This window comes from Streptomyces sp. 8N114 (assembly GCF_052245835.1).
Taxonomy (GTDB): Bacteria; Actinomycetota; Actinomycetes; order Streptomycetales; family Streptomycetaceae; genus Streptomyces.
The window spans coordinates 599,757-613,467 of record NZ_JBQQBT010000001.1 but is presented as its reverse complement, the minus strand read 5'-3'; the positions used below and the strand labels follow the sequence as shown (position 1 = coordinate 613,467).

The window sequence follows — 13,711 nt, the reverse complement described above, 5'->3', positions numbered from 1 at the left end:
GCACATGACCACCCTGACCAAGGAAGCGGACGTACCGGCTCCGCGTGGCGAGGGGGACGGGGACGCCTTCCTCTCGGTGCGCGACCTGTACGTGCACTTCGACACCGAGGACGGCACCGTCAAGGCCGTGGACGGGCTCTCCTTCGACGTGGAGCGCGGGCGCACCCTCGGCATCGTCGGCGAGTCCGGCTCCGGCAAGTCGGTCACCAACCTGTCCATCCTGGGCCTGCACAATCCGCGGACCACCGAGGTCTCGGGCGAGATCCTGCTGGACGGCCAGGAGTTGACGGGCGCGCGGGAGAAGACGCTGGAGTCGCTGCGCGGCAACAAGATGGCGATGATCTTCCAGGACGCGCTCACCGCCCTCTCGCCGTACTACACGATCGGACGGCAGATCGCCGAGCCGTACCGCAAGCACATGGGCGTCTCCAAGCGGGAGGCGCATCTGCGGGCCATCGAGATGCTGGACAAGGTGGGCATCCCGAACGCGAAGACGCGGGTCAACGACTACCCGCACCAGTTCTCCGGCGGTATGCGGCAGCGCGCGATGATCGCCATGGCGCTGGTGTGCAACCCCGACCTGCTGATCGCGGACGAGCCCACCACGGCGCTCGACGTCACCGTGCAGGCGCAGATTCTCGACCTGCTCAAGGACCTCCAGCAGGAGTTCGGCTCCGCGATCATCTTCATCACCCATGACCTCGGCGTCATCGCCAACGTCGCCGACGACATCCTGGTGATGTACGGCGGACGAGCCGTCGAGCGGGGCGCGGTCTCCGAGGTGCTGCGCGCGCCCCAGCACCCCTACACCTGGGGCCTGCTCACCTCGATGCCCCGGCTGACCGGAAACGTGAACGAGGAGCTCTCACCGATCCACGGCTCCCCGCCCAGCCTGCTCGCGCCCCCGCCCGGCTGCCCGTTCCACCCGCGCTGCGGATACGTGGACGAGGTCGCCGGCAAGTCCTGCACCGCCGACCGGCCGCCGCTGCCGGACGCCCGGGGCGCCGCCTGCCATCTGACGGCGGAGCAGAAGCGGACGTTCTTCGTCGAGCAGATCAAGCCCAGGCTGAGCTAGGCCAGGCAGAGGGAGAACAGACCAATGAGCGATGACCTCACCCTGACCAAGCCAGGCGAGGGCGAACCACAGGATGCCCGGCCGGCGCGTACGGGAGAGCCGCTGCTGCAGGCCGAGAACCTGGCCAAACACTTCCCGATCATGGGGGGCTTCCCCTTCAAACGGAAGGTGGGCGAGGTCCAGGCCGTCTCCGGCGTCGACCTGGCCGTGCACGAGGGCGAGAGCTTCGGGCTCGTCGGCGAGTCGGGCTGCGGCAAGTCCACCACGGGGCGGCTGCTGACCCGACTGCTGGAGCCCACCGGCGGCTCTCTCACCTACGCCGGGCAGGACATCACCCATGCGACGCGCAAGCAGATGGCGCCGATCCGCTCCGAGATCCAGATGATCTTCCAGGACCCGTACTCGTCGCTCAACCCGCGGCAGACGGTCGGCGCCATCATCGGCGGCCCCATGGAGGTCAACGGCATCAACCCGTCCGGCGGGCGGGAGAAGCGCATCCGTGAACTGCTGGAGACCGTCGGCCTCAACCCCGAGCACTACAACCGGTTCCCGCACGAGTTCTCCGGCGGCCAGCGCCAGCGCATCGGCGTCGCCCGTGCCCTCGCACTGGAGCCGAAGCTGATCATCGCCGACGAGCCGGTCTCCGCGCTGGACGTCTCGATCCAGGCGCAGGTGGTCAACCTGCTCCAGAAGGTGCAGCGCGAGCTGGGCATCGCGTTCGTGTTCATCGCCCACGACCTGGCGATCGTGAGGCACTTCTCCGAGCGGGTCGCCGTGATGTACCTCGGCAAGATCGTCGAGGTGGGGGAGCGCGAGGCGATCTACAGCCGCCCTCGCCACCCCTACACACACGCGCTGCTGTCAGCGGTGCCGGAGGCCGTGCTCCAGGGGGAGGAGTCGCCCGGCGCCGGAGACGCCAAGGAGCGCATCCGGCTGGCCGGCGACGTGCCCTCGCCGATCAACCCGCCCTCGGGCTGCCGCTTCCGCACCCGCTGCTGGAAGGCCCAGGACAAGTGCGCCACCGAGGAGCCCCCGCTGGTCCAGCTCCCCGGGAACGAGACAGGCCACCTGACGGCCTGCCACTTCCCCGAGGAGCCGACCATCGCGGCCCGCGAGGAGGACATCGTCATGGACTCGGCCCTCCGCGCGATGGAGGACAGCACGCGTTAGGGCGGTCCCTCTCGTCTGCCCCTTATGGGGCGCACTCAGCCCGCCATCCCCAACGACCGCTTCAGAAAGCCGACCTGCAGCAGCAACAGGTTCTCCGCGACCTCGGCGCCGCTGGCCATATGGGTCACTCCCGAGAGAGGGAGCACCTCATGGGCGCGCCCGGCAGCCAACAGCGCGGAGGACAACCGCAATGCGTGCGCGACCACCACGTTGTCATCGGCGAGCCCGTGAATGATCATCATCGGCCGGTGAGGGCTGTCCGCGTCCACCAGGGACAGCCCCTCATCGGTGAGCAATGACGACTCCGCGTACACCTCGGGGTCGTCCTGCGGGGTACCGCAGTACCGCTCCGTGTAGTGGGTGTCGTACAGCCGCCAGTCCGTGACCGGGGCACCGGCCACCGCGGCGTGGAAGACGTCGGGCCGCCGCAGCACCGCGAGCGCGGCGAGGTACCCGCCGTACGACCAGCCGCGGATGCCGACCCGGGACAGGTCGAGCGGAAAGTCCTCGGCGAGCGCGCGCAGCGCCTCGACCTGGTCGTCCAGCGTGACGGAGGCGAGCCGGCGTGCGACGGCCTTCTCCCAGCCGGGGCTGTGCCCCGGCGTTCCGCGCCCGTCCGCCGTGACCACCGCGAAGCCCTGGTCGGCGAACCACTGGGCCGTCAGATGCGCGTTGTGCGCCGCGACGACCCGCTGCCCGTGCGGCCCGCCGTACGGGTCCATCAGCACCGGCAGCGGCCCGTCCGACTCCCGGTAACCGGTGGGGAGTACCACCGCGGCCGGGATCCGGCGCTTCCCGGCATGCAGCAGCCGCGGCGCGGTGGCGAGCACGGGAGTCTCCGCGTACGACTCGACGGCGCCGATCCGCGCCGAGTCGCTCTCCCGCAGCAGCACCACCCGCGCGCCGGGCCGCGACAGGGTCGCGGTCGACAGCACCAGCGTCCCGCCGCCCCGCGCGGCAGAGGCGAGATGCGGTCCGTCCTCGTCGGCGATCCGCACCACCTCGCCACCCGCGAGCGGCACCCGGTACACCCCGATGTCGCCGGGGGCGCGGCGCCGCGCAGAACCGTTCCCGTCGCCTTCCGACGCGGAGAACAAGACGTCGTCGTCGCCGATGTCCAGAACGGCCCGTACGTGCAGTGCCGGGGAGGTGAGCGGTCGTGCGCCCGCCATGAGCACCCGTGCGCCGCCCTCGGCCGTATCGGCTCGATCGGTGATCCGGATCAGCTCGCCGTCCGGTGCCCACGCCGGAACACCGCCGAAGAGTTCCAGCCAGATTGGATCATTCTCGGTGAGTGTGATGGAAGTCGCACCTGTGGCGGTGTCCACGCTCAGATACACGGCCTCGCGCTGGTCCCTGGTCTGCACCAACAGCAGCGGCGGGCCGGCGTCCGACCAGTGCGCGCGGGCCAGATACGGGTAGCGCTCGCGGTCCCAGACAACCTCGGTCCGTGACCCGTCGAGGCCGAGCAGATGCAGTGTGACCTCGGCGTTCTCCGTCCCGGCTGCCGGATAGGCGACCCGCGCCGGCTCCGCCTGCGGGTTGGCCGGATCGGCGATGGTCCAGCGGCGTACGGGTGCGTCGTCGGCCCGCGCCACCAGCAGCCGGTCCGAGTCCGGGGACCACCAGTAGCCGCGGATCCGGGACATCTCCTCGGCGGCGATGAACTCGGCCAGCCCCCAGGTGACGGTCTCCGCCTCGGGCTCGGCCAGCGCCCGGTCGTCCTTGCCCGTGGCCGTCACCACCCGCAGCGCGCCGCCCGTCACATACGCCACGTGCTGTCCATCCGGGGAGGGGCGCGGGTCCACCACAGGGGTGGGCGTCGGAAGCTCCTGGGACCGCCCGGAGAGCAGGTCGGCGGTGAAGAGCCGACCTGAAAGGGCGAAGGCGGCCATCCTCACGGAACTGTCAGTGGCATATCCGACCACGCCCGCGGTCCCCTCGCGGCTCCGCTCACGCCGCGCGCGCTCCTCGGGGGACAGCTCCTCGGCGGCTCCGCCCAGCAGCTCCTCCGGGTCGGCCGCGATCCACTCCTGCCCGTTGGCCACCTCCTGCACCCAGAGCAGGTTCGCCAGGTCAGAGCCGCTGCGGGAGCGCAGGAAGACCACTCGTGAGCCGTCCGGGGCGACAGTGAAAGACCTTGGGGTGCCAAGTGTGAATCGGTGGGTACGCGCGTGCTGCCGCGGGAAAGTCGTAGCCATGCGGCCGACCGTACTGCGCTTGAGCCGGGCTGTGATCCGCTCCGGGTGCCCGCCGGGACGATGTTCGGGTGGTGTGCAGTTGGCTGGAACTGAATATGCGCCCCTCCTCTGCACCTGTGCACCGAGCCGTGCGGTCGTGCGGATAATTATGATCCGTTGCGCATGGTGGGTGCTGGGTATGAAGCCGGTGGCTCCTCATGCCGGAGGCGTGCTGCCGTGTCCGTGTGACCCGTATCGATCCCGTACCGACCGTGCGTACTTGGAGGTGAACCGCCGTGGCACTCTCGATTTCGGCGGTGGTGCTGCTGGCGATCATCGTCGTCCTGCTCGTCAGGAAATCCGGGCTCAAGGCCGGACACGCGGTGATCTGCGTGCTGTTGGGCTTCTATCTGGCCAGCTCGTCGATGGCTCCCACCATCAACGACCTGACCACCAACGTCGCCGGGATGATCGGAGAGCTCAAGTTCTGACCCGGTTCTCCTCGCTGTCCGCGTCGGCTCCCGGTACGGCGTCCGTCGTAGGCTCGGGGGTATGACCGCTGCGTTTCCCCCGGGGGTGGCCCCCGGCTCACCGGCCGCCCCCAGGCGCCGTCTGCTGTTGGTGCACGCGCACCCCGACGACGAGTCGATCACCACCGGCGCCACGATGGCCAAGTACGCGGCGGAGGGCACTCACGTCACCCTCGTCACCTGCACCCTCGGTGAGGAGGGTGAGGTCATCCCGGACGGGCTGGCGCATCTGGCACCCGACCAGGACGACACCCTGGGCCCGCACCGCATCGGCGAACTCGCCGCCGCCATGTGTGAGTTGGGCGTCACCGACCACCGCTTTCTCGGCGGGCCCGGACGTTACCGCGACTCCGGCATGATGGGTGCCACCACCAACGACCGCCCCGGCTGCTTCTGGCAGGCCGATCTGGACGAGGCCGCCCGGCTGCTCGCCGCCGTGCTGCGCGAGGTACGCCCCCAGGTGCTCGTCACCTACGGCCCCGACGGGGGCTACGGTCATCCGGACCACATCAAGGCCCACCGCGTCGCCATGCGCGCCGTCGAGCTCGCTGCGCAGGAGAACGGCCGTACGGGCGGCGAGCCGCATCAGGTGCAGCGCGTCTACTGGAACGTCGTGCCGCGTCCCGTGCTGGACGAGGGCTTCGCCCGGCTGCACGCCGCCGCCGACGACGGTGAGGTCTTTCCCCTTCCAGGGTTCTCGGGCAGAACGGGCTTCGCGCAGCCGGACGATGTGCCGGGGGTGGTGGAGAGCGCAGCCGAGGTGGATGTCACGGTGGACGCCGGCGCATACGTGGAGGCGAAGGCGAGGGCGATGGCGGCACACGAGACCCAGGTGTCCGTACGTCACACCTCACGCGGTCACGTTTTCGCGCTCTCCAACGGTCTGGCCCAGCCGCTGACGGGCATGGAGTTCTTCCAGCGCGCGGACCGCACAGGAGCGGCCCAGGGCGACGCCGACGACCTGTTCGCGGAGGTACGGGTATGAGCGGGGCGGACGGGACCGGAGCGGTCCGGGACGGGAACGGAGCCGACTGGGGCGCGTATCCGCGGGCCTATGGCGGGCGGGTCGCCGTCTATGCGGCGCTGGTCGTCCTCGGCCTGCTGACCGGGACTGCCGGAACGCTTGTCCAGGGCGGGTGGTTCCCGTTCGGGCTGCTGCTCGCGCTGGCGGCCGCCGTCGGGCTCTTCTGGGGCGGCGCCAAGCTGTGCCGTACCAAGGTGGGCGCCGCCGCTCCGGGTGCCGGGTGGGCGCTCGCGGTGCTGCTGATGACTCCCGCGCGGTCGGAGGGAGACTTCCTGTTCGCTGCCGGAATCGCCAGCTATGTCTACCTGTTCGGCGGCATGCTCGCGGCTGTGATGTGTACCACCGTTGCATTGCCCGCGCCCCCCGTGTCAGTCGGTAAAAACCGCTGAGAGAGCCGTCTCCGGGACGATTCGGTGGTCGCGGGGCCGGTGCCCCGTACCCCAAGTACAGTGGTGCGCGCCGGCGAGCCGCCTTCAGGCCGACAGGAAGACGGCGAATCCATCCGGGAGTACCTGCTTTGAGTCGTGAAACTGACAGTTCGTCCTCCGGGCCCAAGAGGCGCGGCGGTTCGTCGTACCCCTCGGGGACGGAGCCGTACGGCACCTCGGGCTCCGACGGGGGCCAGGGCGACCGGGGAGCCGAACCGGCGGCCGGGTCCAAGTCGGACGAGCCGAAGACCGAGACGACGCTCACCACCCGCATCCGCATCAACATCCCCGGTTCGCGGCCGATTCCGCCCGTGGTGATGCGGACACCGGTGGCTGACGACGGCGACGACGGCAAGTCCGAGAGAGCGGACAAGAGCGGCGGCCAGGAGGCGAAGAGCCCGCCGGACCTCGGTGCCGGTAAGCGTGCGACCAGCGGTGGCTCCGGTGCCGCCGCCATGCCTCCGCCCCCGCCGGGCAGCGGTCCGGGTGCCGTGCGGGACGCGTCGCCGTCCGCGGTCTCCCCGGCTTCCGGGAACGGCACGGGCCCTGGCGCCGAGGACGCGTCCGGGGCGGGGGTCACCCAGCAGACCAGCGACTGGTTCGCGCCCCGCAAGCCGCCCAAGAACACGTCGGCGCCGTCCGGCCCGGCAGGCGGTCCCGGGCCGGCTTCCGGCGCGGGCGCGGGTGCGGGCATCGGCTCCGGTGCCGGTGACCAGGGCGATCTGCCGTACTTCTCCGGGCCGGGACCTGAGACGACCGGTACGCACGGGATGCCCGAGACGACGGGTACGCACGGTCTGCCCGGGGGACCGGGCGCGGGGCCCTCGTTCCCGGGCGGGGCGGGTCCGATGGACACGCCGCCCGACGGCGTACCGCACATCGGCCCGAACCAGCCGGGCGGCCCCGCCGGTCCCACCACGGGTCCGGCGACCGGCGATATGCCCGTACCGCCCGCCCCCGGCAGCGTTGCCCCGGGCAGCGTCGCCCCCGGCCCCTTGACCGCGCCGGGCGGGGGCCAGGACCCGCAGTTGGGCCAGGACTTCGGCGCGGGTCCCGATTTCGGCGCGGGGCAGGGTGCTTCCGGGCTGGACGCGTTCGACCACCGGCCGGGAGACGGCCACGGCGGTCCCGGTGTCGGTCCCAGCGGCACGCCTCCGACCGGAACTCCCATGGTTCCGGGCGCCGGCGCCCCCGGCGGCGTGGAGCCTTTCGGCGCACCCGGCGCTCCCGGCGTCCCCGGTGCACCCGGCGCACCCGGCGCACCCGGCGCACCCGGCGTCCCCGGTGCACCCGGCGCTCCCGGCGTCCCCGGTGCCGCAGGCATGGGTCCTGGCGGCCCCGCGGGCCCCGGCGGCTTGCAAGGCGGGCCCGGCGGCGAGGCCCGGCTGTCGAGCGACACCATGATCAGCGGCGTACCGCAGGCAGGCGGTGCGGCCGACGGACCCGCCGTGCCGCCGCCCGGCCCCTCGTCGCCCCCGCCCGGCACCGGTCCCGCGAGTGCGCAGTCGGCACCGGGTGGGACGAAGCCCCCCAAGGCGGCCAAGAAGGGCGGCCGTTCGAAGCTGGTGCTCGCGGGAGTCGCCGTGGTCGGCGTGGCCGGCGTCGCCTACGGCACGGGCCTGCTGCTCGATCACGCGGACGTCCCCAAGGGCACCACGGTGCTCGGCGTGGAGATCGGCGGGCTGACCAAGCACGAGGCCGTCAACAAGCTGGACGCCGAGCTGGGCGACCGGGCGAAGGAACCGTTCAAGATCGAGACGAGCGGTGGCCGTACGGAGCTGAAGCCCACCGTCGCCGGGGTGACCCTCGACACCGAGGCCACCGTGCGCGCCGCCGCGGGCCGCGACTACAACCCGGTCTCCGTCATCGGTTCCCTCATGGGAGGCACCCGCGAGGCGGACCCCGCCGTCAAGGTGGACGAGGCCAAGGTGCGGGCCGCGCTCAAGCCCGTCGTCGAGAAGGCCGAGGCGAAGTCCCCGTCCGAAGGCATGGTCAAGTTCACCGGCGGCAAGGCGGTGGCCGTCAAGGGCACTCCGCACAAGGTCGTCGACGTCGACAAGGCGCCCGCCGCGCTGGAGAAGGCGTTCAAGCAGCGCGCGGTCTCCGGCAAGAACGAGCCGGTCGAACTGCCCGGCACGGTCAGCAAGCCCAAGGTGACCGACGCGCAACTGGACAAGGCGGTGCACGGATTCGGCCGTACCGCGATGTCCGGCTGGGTGTGGCTCAAGGCGGGCGATGTGAAGGTGCCGTTCAGCCAGAAGACCATCGGGAAGTTCCTCACGATGCGGGCGGTCGGCAGCGGAACGCTCCAGCCGGTCATCGACACCGCGAAGCTGAAGGCGACCTACGGTTCGGCGTTCGACAACGTGGTGGTCGAGGGCGGCGCCGGCACGGTCAAGATGACCCCGAAGCACGCGGCTGCCGCCATGGTCCAGGCCCTGCGGAAGAAGGCGCCGGCGGAGCCCGCACAGCGCGTCGCCGAGGTTCCGGCGTCCAGTTCCCGCTGACCCGGCTCCGCGAGACGGAAACGAGGGGCGCCCCGCCGAGATGGTGGGGCGCCCCTCGCTCTGCCTGATGCCCCGGGCGCTTCCCGTCATCCCCGGGGCATGACATCTGTCAGCGCCAGGTCACGACCGCCGACACTGCCCTGGGCACCCGCTGTGCGGCGAGTCTTGGGGCATGACATCGACCCACGCCACGGCACCGGCCGTGGAGTTCACCTCGGCCGGCAAGACCTACGGCTCCGTCCGGGCGCTCGACGGACTGACCGTCAGCCTCCACCCCGGCGAGACCGTCGCCCTCCTCGGCCCCAACGGGGCCGGCAAGTCCACCACGCTCGACCTGCTGCTCGGGCTCCGTAATCCCGATCCGGGCGGCCGGGTGCGGCTGTTCGGTACGACGCCGCGGCAGGCGGTCACCGACGGCCGGGTGGGCGCCATGCTCCAGTCCGGCGGGCTGATGGAGGGCGTACGGGTCCGCGAACTCGTCGAGCTGGCCTGCGATCTGCATCCGCGTGGGTACGCCACCGAGCGGGTGCTGGCCGACGCCGGGATCACCGAGCTGGCCGACCGGATGGTGGGCAAGCTGTCCGGCGGCCAGGAGCAGCGCGTGCGGTTCGCGCTGGCGACCGCGGGGGACAGCGACCTGATCGTGCTGGACGAGCCCACCACCGGCATGGATGTCACCGCGCGCCGCTCCTTCTGGTCGGCCATACGGGCCCAGGCCGCCGGGGGCCGCACGGTGCTGTTCGCCACCCACTACCTGGAGGAGGCGGACGAGGTGGCCGACCGGGTACTGGTGCTGCACCGCGGGCGGCTGCTCGCCGACGGCAGCGCGGCCGAGATCAAGGCCATGGCGGGCGTCCGCCGGGTCGGCTTCACGTTGGAGATGGTGCCCGACGGGGTGCTGGAGGCGCAGCTGCGCGCCCTGCCGGGGGTCAGCGAACTGGACCTGGCCGGAGCCGCCGTACGGCTGCGCTCCGCCGACGCGGACGCCACCGTGCACGCCCTCTACGCGCTGGGGCTCTACCCGCACGGCCTGGAGGTCACCGGGCTCGGCCTGGAGGAGGCGTTCGTCACCCTCACCTCCCGCGCGGAACAGACCCACTCGTCCGAAACCCCGAAGCCCGGCCTCGACACGCACCGGAAGGCGGCCGCCAAGTGAAGACCCTCGTCAAGCTGGAGATCACGCGCTCGCTGCGCAACAAGAAGTTCATGTTCTTCTCGGTGATCTACCCGCCGCTGCTCTATGTGCTGATCGCCGGCCGGGACACCCCGGGGAACATGCCGGGGCTGCCGGTGGATCTGAAGCTGTACTACATGGTCGCGATGGCCGCCTTCGGTGCGATGACCGCCGTCCTGATGGGCAACAGCGAACGCATCGCCAAGGAGCGGGAGATCGGCTGGGTCCGGCAGCTGCGGCTCACAGCGCTGCCGGGACGCGGCTACGTCACCGCGAAGATCGCCTCGGCCGCCACCGTCAGCCTGCCGTCCATCCTGCTCGTCCTGCTGACCGGCGCCACGGTCATGGGCGTACGGCTGGACGCGTGGCAGTGGGGTGCTGTCGCACTGTGCTCTTGGGCGGGAAGCTTCGTCTTCGCGGCGCTGGGGGTGGCCATCGGCTATCTGGCGACAGGCGACGCGGTGCGGCCGATCACGATGCTGTTCTACTTCGGGCTGGCTTTCATGGGCGGGCTGTGGCTGCCGATGTCGAGCCTTCCCGACTGGGTGCAGAACATCGGTGAGTGGATGCCCACCCACGCCTACACCGCGCTGGGCCAGGCGGTGGAGGTCGGTGAGGCGCCGCATCTGGACGACGCGGGGCTGCTGCTGGGCTATCTCGTGCTCTTCGCCGGAGCAGCCGCCTGGCTCTACCGCAAGGACACCCGCAAGGCATGATGCACCCGCGCACGACATGAGAAGCGCGCACGTATCAGGTGTAGGGACGCGTACGACATGAGGAGCCGTGTCATGGCAGACACCCGGCAGCCGGCCACGGCCGAGGAGGGTCTACGCGTCGGCGGAGGCCGCCGGGGGCCGTTCGGCACCTGGTGGCCGGAGAAGGCCGACGACCGGATCCCGGCCTTCGGGAACCCCGCCGAGAGCCCGCGGCAGAAGCGGGCCCGGATCGCCATGATCGCCGTCTGGATGGTCTTCCTCGCCGGCCCCGTGAGCGACCTGTGGACGGGCGACCACAGTGGACCGGCGCTCGCCGGGGCGGTCACCGGATTCGCGGCTTTCCTCGTCGCCTACGTCACGCTTGTCTACCGGCACACCAAGTCGCCGCTCCCCGGGCGGGTCGTGTACCCGCTCGTCACCCTCCTCTACGCCTTGGCCCTCACCCTCTCCCTCGCGGCGAGCGAGCGGTGGCTGGCGCTGTTCGTCTACGTCGCGGTGGCGACCGGCGCGGTGCTGCCCGTCCGGCGTGCGGTGGTGGCTGTGGCGGCGTGCGTGCTGGCGCTGGCGGCCGTCGGTACGGACTTCGGGGCACGGGCCGGGTGGGACGTGTGGACGTCGCTCGTCATCCCCTGCGTACTGGCCGGGTTCGCGCTGATGTCCGCGCGGAAGACCATCCGTACGATGCGGGAGCTGCGGGAGGCCCGCGCGGTGGTGGCGGAGCTCGCGGCCAACGAGGAGCGGCTGCGGCTCGCCCGGGACCTGCACGACCTGCTGGGACACTCGCTCTCCCTCATCACCCTCAAGAGCGAGCTGGCGGGCCGGATGCTGCCCGCACGCCCCGAGGAGGCCGCCACCCAGGTCGCCGACATCGAACGGGTCAGCCGGCAGGCACTCGTCGACGTCCGTGAGGCGGTCGGCGGCTACCGCCGGCCCACCCTCGCCGTCGAACTGGCCGGAGCCCGCACCGCGCTGGACACGGTCGGCATCGACGCCGAGCTGCCGCACCGGCCGCCGGCCGTACGGCTGGCACCCGAGCAGGAGGGCGCCCTGGCGTGGGCGCTGCGCGAAGCGGTCACCAACGTCGTACGGCACAGCGGCGCCACCCGCTGCACGGTGACCCTCCAGGCCCGGGGCCGGGGGAGCGCCGGTGACGGACTGCTGCGGCTCACCGTCGCCGACGACGGCAAGGGGCCCTCCGGCGCCCGGGAGGGCAACGGGCTGAGCGGGCTGCGGGAGCGGCTGGCGCTGGCCGACGGCACGCTGTCCACCTCGGCGGGTGTGAACGGGGGCTTCACGCTGAGCGCCACCGTGCCCTCAGTACCCTGAGGCGGTGATCAGACTGCTGCTCGCCGAGGACCAGGCGATGGTCCGCGAGGCGCTCGCCGCGCTGCTGAGCCTGGAACCGGACATCGAGATCGCCGCCCAGGTCGGCAGGGGCGACGAGGTACTGGACGCGGTCACGGCCCACCAGCCGGACGTGGCGCTGCTGGACATCGAGATGCCCGGTCTGTCCGGACTCGACGCGCTGGAGGGGCTGCGGTCGCGGCACCCGGCGCTGAAGGTCGTCATCCTCACCACGTTCGGCCGGCCCGGCTACCTGCGCCGGGCCATGGAGTCGGGCGCCGACGCGTTCCTGGTCAAGGACGCCCCCGCCGCCCAACTCGCCGACGCCGTACGCCGGGTACGGGCGGGTGAGCGCGTCATCGACCCGGGGCTGGCCGCGGCCGCGCTCGCCGAGGGCGCCAGCCCGCTCACCGACCGGGAGCGCGACGTACTGAGCGCGGCCCGCGAGGGCGCGGGCAACGCCGAGATCGCCACCGCGCTGCACCTGTCGCACGGCACGGTCCGCAACTACCTGTCCACGGCCATCCAGAAGACCGGGGCCCGCAACCGCACCGAGGCCGTCCGTATTGCCCGCGACAAAGGGTGGCTGTAGGCCGTCTCCGGCCGGACTGAGCAGTTCAGCGGCCGGACGGATCAGTTCAGCCGCGCCCGCGCAGCCCGCGCCGCCCGCCGGATGTTCTCCGCCGCGTTCGGCTCCATCGCGGCGACGACGTCGGCGTAGCTCTCCATCTCCTGCGCACCCCGTATGAAGTCGCCCCGCTCCACGAGCAGTTGAGCCCGCTCGAAGCGGAGCCTGCCCGGGTGGTGCGGCAGCAGCAGTGACAGCTCGACCGCCCACAGGCGCACCCCGGACTGCTCGGGCCGCGGGGCGGCCCAGGCCCTGATGTTGTTGAGGATGCGCAGCACCGTCTCCAGCGGCCCGGCCGGCCGTAGCGAGGCCGCCGACAGCGGCGTCCCCCCGGTGGCCCCGGCGACCATCAAGGACAGCTCCTCCTCGTCGAGCTGCCTGCCGCCGCCGAACGGGTCGGCCAGAACATGGAGGTCCCCCGGATCGCCGAACCCGACCACGAAATGTCCCGGCAGCGCCACCCCGTACACCGGGGCACCGGCGCGCCGGGCCACCTCCATCCAGACCACCGACAGCATGATCGGCAGCCCGCGTCGCCGCCGCAGCACCTCGGGCAGCAGCGAGGACTCCAGCCGCTGGTAGTCCGAGGCGGAGCCGCCGAACCCCTGCTCCTCACCCAGCGTCCGCCGCAGCGCCAGTGCCCACTGCGCGGGCGTACGGCCCCGCTCGTACGGCAACAGTCCGGCCAACCGGTCGAGTTCCGCCTGACCCTCGTCCACGATCCGGTCGACGGCCGCCGCCTCGTCCTGTTCGCCGGACGCGCTCTTGGTGCCGTCCTGTGCGCTGCGGGCGGCCTCCGCGCCGATCAGCAGGCACAGCAGCGCGAGATCGGGGCGCTCCTGGCGGGCCGCCTCGGCGAACCGCTGCCGGGCCGCGCCGGGCATCTCCTCGTCGCCCACGCCGTTGCCGCCGCTTGCGCCGTTTCCGCCGCCCAT

The 13,711-nt window shown here is 71.9% G+C and carries 12 protein-coding genes; 10 read left to right on the top strand and 2 right to left on the bottom strand.

What is annotated here, in order from left to right; all coding sequences use genetic code 11:
* Positions 1-4: 4 nt before the first annotated feature.
* Together ACTWQF_RS02740 and ACTWQF_RS02735 are read left to right on the top strand one after the other, a co-directional pair.
* The gene (locus tag ACTWQF_RS02740) at positions 5-1,075 is read left to right on the top strand and encodes an ABC transporter ATP-binding protein (RefSeq protein ID WP_443276658.1); all 1,071 of its coding nucleotides are present in this window, start codon (positions 5-7) and stop codon (positions 1,073-1,075) included.
* Positions 1,076-1,099: 24 nt separating this feature from the next.
* Positions 1,100-2,245 carry an ABC transporter ATP-binding protein gene (locus ACTWQF_RS02735; RefSeq protein ID WP_443276656.1) on the top strand — a complete coding sequence of 382 codons (1,146 nt, stop codon included), beginning with the start codon at positions 1,100-1,102 and terminating at the stop codon, positions 2,243-2,245.
* A 35-nt stretch (positions 2,246-2,280) separates the two neighbouring features.
* On the opposite strand, the gene ACTWQF_RS02730 is transcribed toward ACTWQF_RS02735, so the two are convergent.
* Entirely contained in the window at positions 2,281-4,446 is a 2,166-nt protein-coding gene (locus ACTWQF_RS02730; protein WP_443276654.1) for a prolyl oligopeptidase family serine peptidase, read from the bottom strand.
* 275 nt (positions 4,447-4,721) lie between these two features.
* Between ACTWQF_RS02730 and ACTWQF_RS02725 the strand changes: the two genes are divergently transcribed.
* The 8 genes from ACTWQF_RS02725 to ACTWQF_RS02690 all read left to right on the top strand — a co-directional run bounded on the left by ACTWQF_RS02725 (position 4,722) and on the right by ACTWQF_RS02690 (position 12,740).
* On the top strand, positions 4,722-4,916 hold the full coding sequence (locus ACTWQF_RS02725) for a hypothetical protein (protein ID WP_433099953.1): 195 nt from the start codon (positions 4,722-4,724) through the stop codon (positions 4,914-4,916).
* Positions 4,917-4,977: 61 nt separating this feature from the next.
* Complete coding sequence (gene mshB, locus ACTWQF_RS02720; protein ID WP_443276652.1) at positions 4,978-5,940, top strand: N-acetyl-1-D-myo-inositol-2-amino-2-deoxy-alpha-D-glucopyranoside deacetylase; 963 nt, start codon at positions 4,978-4,980, stop codon at positions 5,938-5,940.
* The gene (locus tag ACTWQF_RS02715; protein WP_443276650.1) at positions 5,937-6,368 is read left to right on the top strand and encodes a DUF6113 family protein; all 432 of its coding nucleotides are present in this window, start codon (positions 5,937-5,939) and stop codon (positions 6,366-6,368) included. The genes mshB and ACTWQF_RS02715 overlap by 4 nt, the downstream gene beginning before the upstream one ends.
* Before the next feature lie 128 nt (positions 6,369-6,496).
* Complete coding sequence (locus ACTWQF_RS02710; RefSeq protein ID WP_443276648.1) at positions 6,497-8,914, top strand: hypothetical protein; 2,418 nt, start codon at positions 6,497-6,499, stop codon at positions 8,912-8,914.
* Positions 8,915-9,086: 172 nt separating this feature from the next.
* Positions 9,087-10,070, top strand: a complete 984-nt coding sequence (locus tag ACTWQF_RS02705; RefSeq protein WP_443276646.1) for an ABC transporter ATP-binding protein — start codon at positions 9,087-9,089, stop codon at positions 10,068-10,070.
* Positions 10,067-10,804 (top strand): ABC transporter permease, encoded by a 738-nt coding sequence (locus tag ACTWQF_RS02700; protein WP_443276645.1) that lies wholly within the window; start codon positions 10,067-10,069, stop codon positions 10,802-10,804. Before ACTWQF_RS02705 ends, ACTWQF_RS02700 begins: the two co-directional genes overlap by 4 nt.
* 72 nt (positions 10,805-10,876) lie before the next feature.
* Positions 10,877-12,130: a sensor histidine kinase gene (locus ACTWQF_RS02695; protein WP_443276644.1), complete on the top strand. Its 1,254-nt coding sequence runs from the start codon at positions 10,877-10,879 to the stop codon at positions 12,128-12,130.
* A 4-nt stretch (positions 12,131-12,134) separates the two neighbouring features.
* The gene (locus ACTWQF_RS02690) at positions 12,135-12,740 is read left to right on the top strand and encodes a response regulator transcription factor (protein ID WP_443243888.1); all 606 of its coding nucleotides are present in this window, start codon (positions 12,135-12,137) and stop codon (positions 12,738-12,740) included.
* Between the two features lie 41 nt (positions 12,741-12,781).
* Here ACTWQF_RS02690 and ACTWQF_RS02685 read toward each other — a convergent pair whose 3' ends face one another.
* A complete protein-coding gene (locus ACTWQF_RS02685) occupies positions 12,782-13,711 on the bottom strand; it encodes a transglutaminase-like domain-containing protein (protein ID WP_443276643.1) in 930 nt (309 codons plus the stop codon).

Bases quoted from the DNA above. Each gene is read 5' to 3' on its own strand.
- ACTWQF_RS02695 (WP_443276644.1), top strand. From the start codon at position 10,877: ATGGCAGACACCCGGCAGCCGGCCACGGCCGAGGAGGGTCTACGCGTC.
- ACTWQF_RS02715 (WP_443276650.1), top strand. From the start codon at position 5,937: ATGAGCGGGGCGGACGGGACCGGAGCGGTCCGGGACGGGAACGGAGCC.
- ACTWQF_RS02705 (WP_443276646.1), top strand. From the start codon at position 9,087: ATGACATCGACCCACGCCACGGCACCGGCCGTGGAGTTCACCTCGGCC.
- ACTWQF_RS02740 (WP_443276658.1), top strand. From the start codon at position 5: ATGACCACCCTGACCAAGGAAGCGGACGTACCGGCTCCGCGTGGCGAG.
- mshB (WP_443276652.1), top strand. From the start codon at position 4,978: ATGACCGCTGCGTTTCCCCCGGGGGTGGCCCCCGGCTCACCGGCCGCC.
- ACTWQF_RS02685 (WP_443276643.1), bottom strand. From the start codon at position 13,711: ATGGGCGGCGGAAACGGCGCAAGCGGCGGCAACGGCGTGGGCGACGAG.
- ACTWQF_RS02735 (WP_443276656.1), top strand. From the start codon at position 1,100: ATGAGCGATGACCTCACCCTGACCAAGCCAGGCGAGGGCGAACCACAG.
- ACTWQF_RS02730 (WP_443276654.1), bottom strand. From the start codon at position 4,446: ATGGCTACGACTTTCCCGCGGCAGCACGCGCGTACCCACCGATTCACA.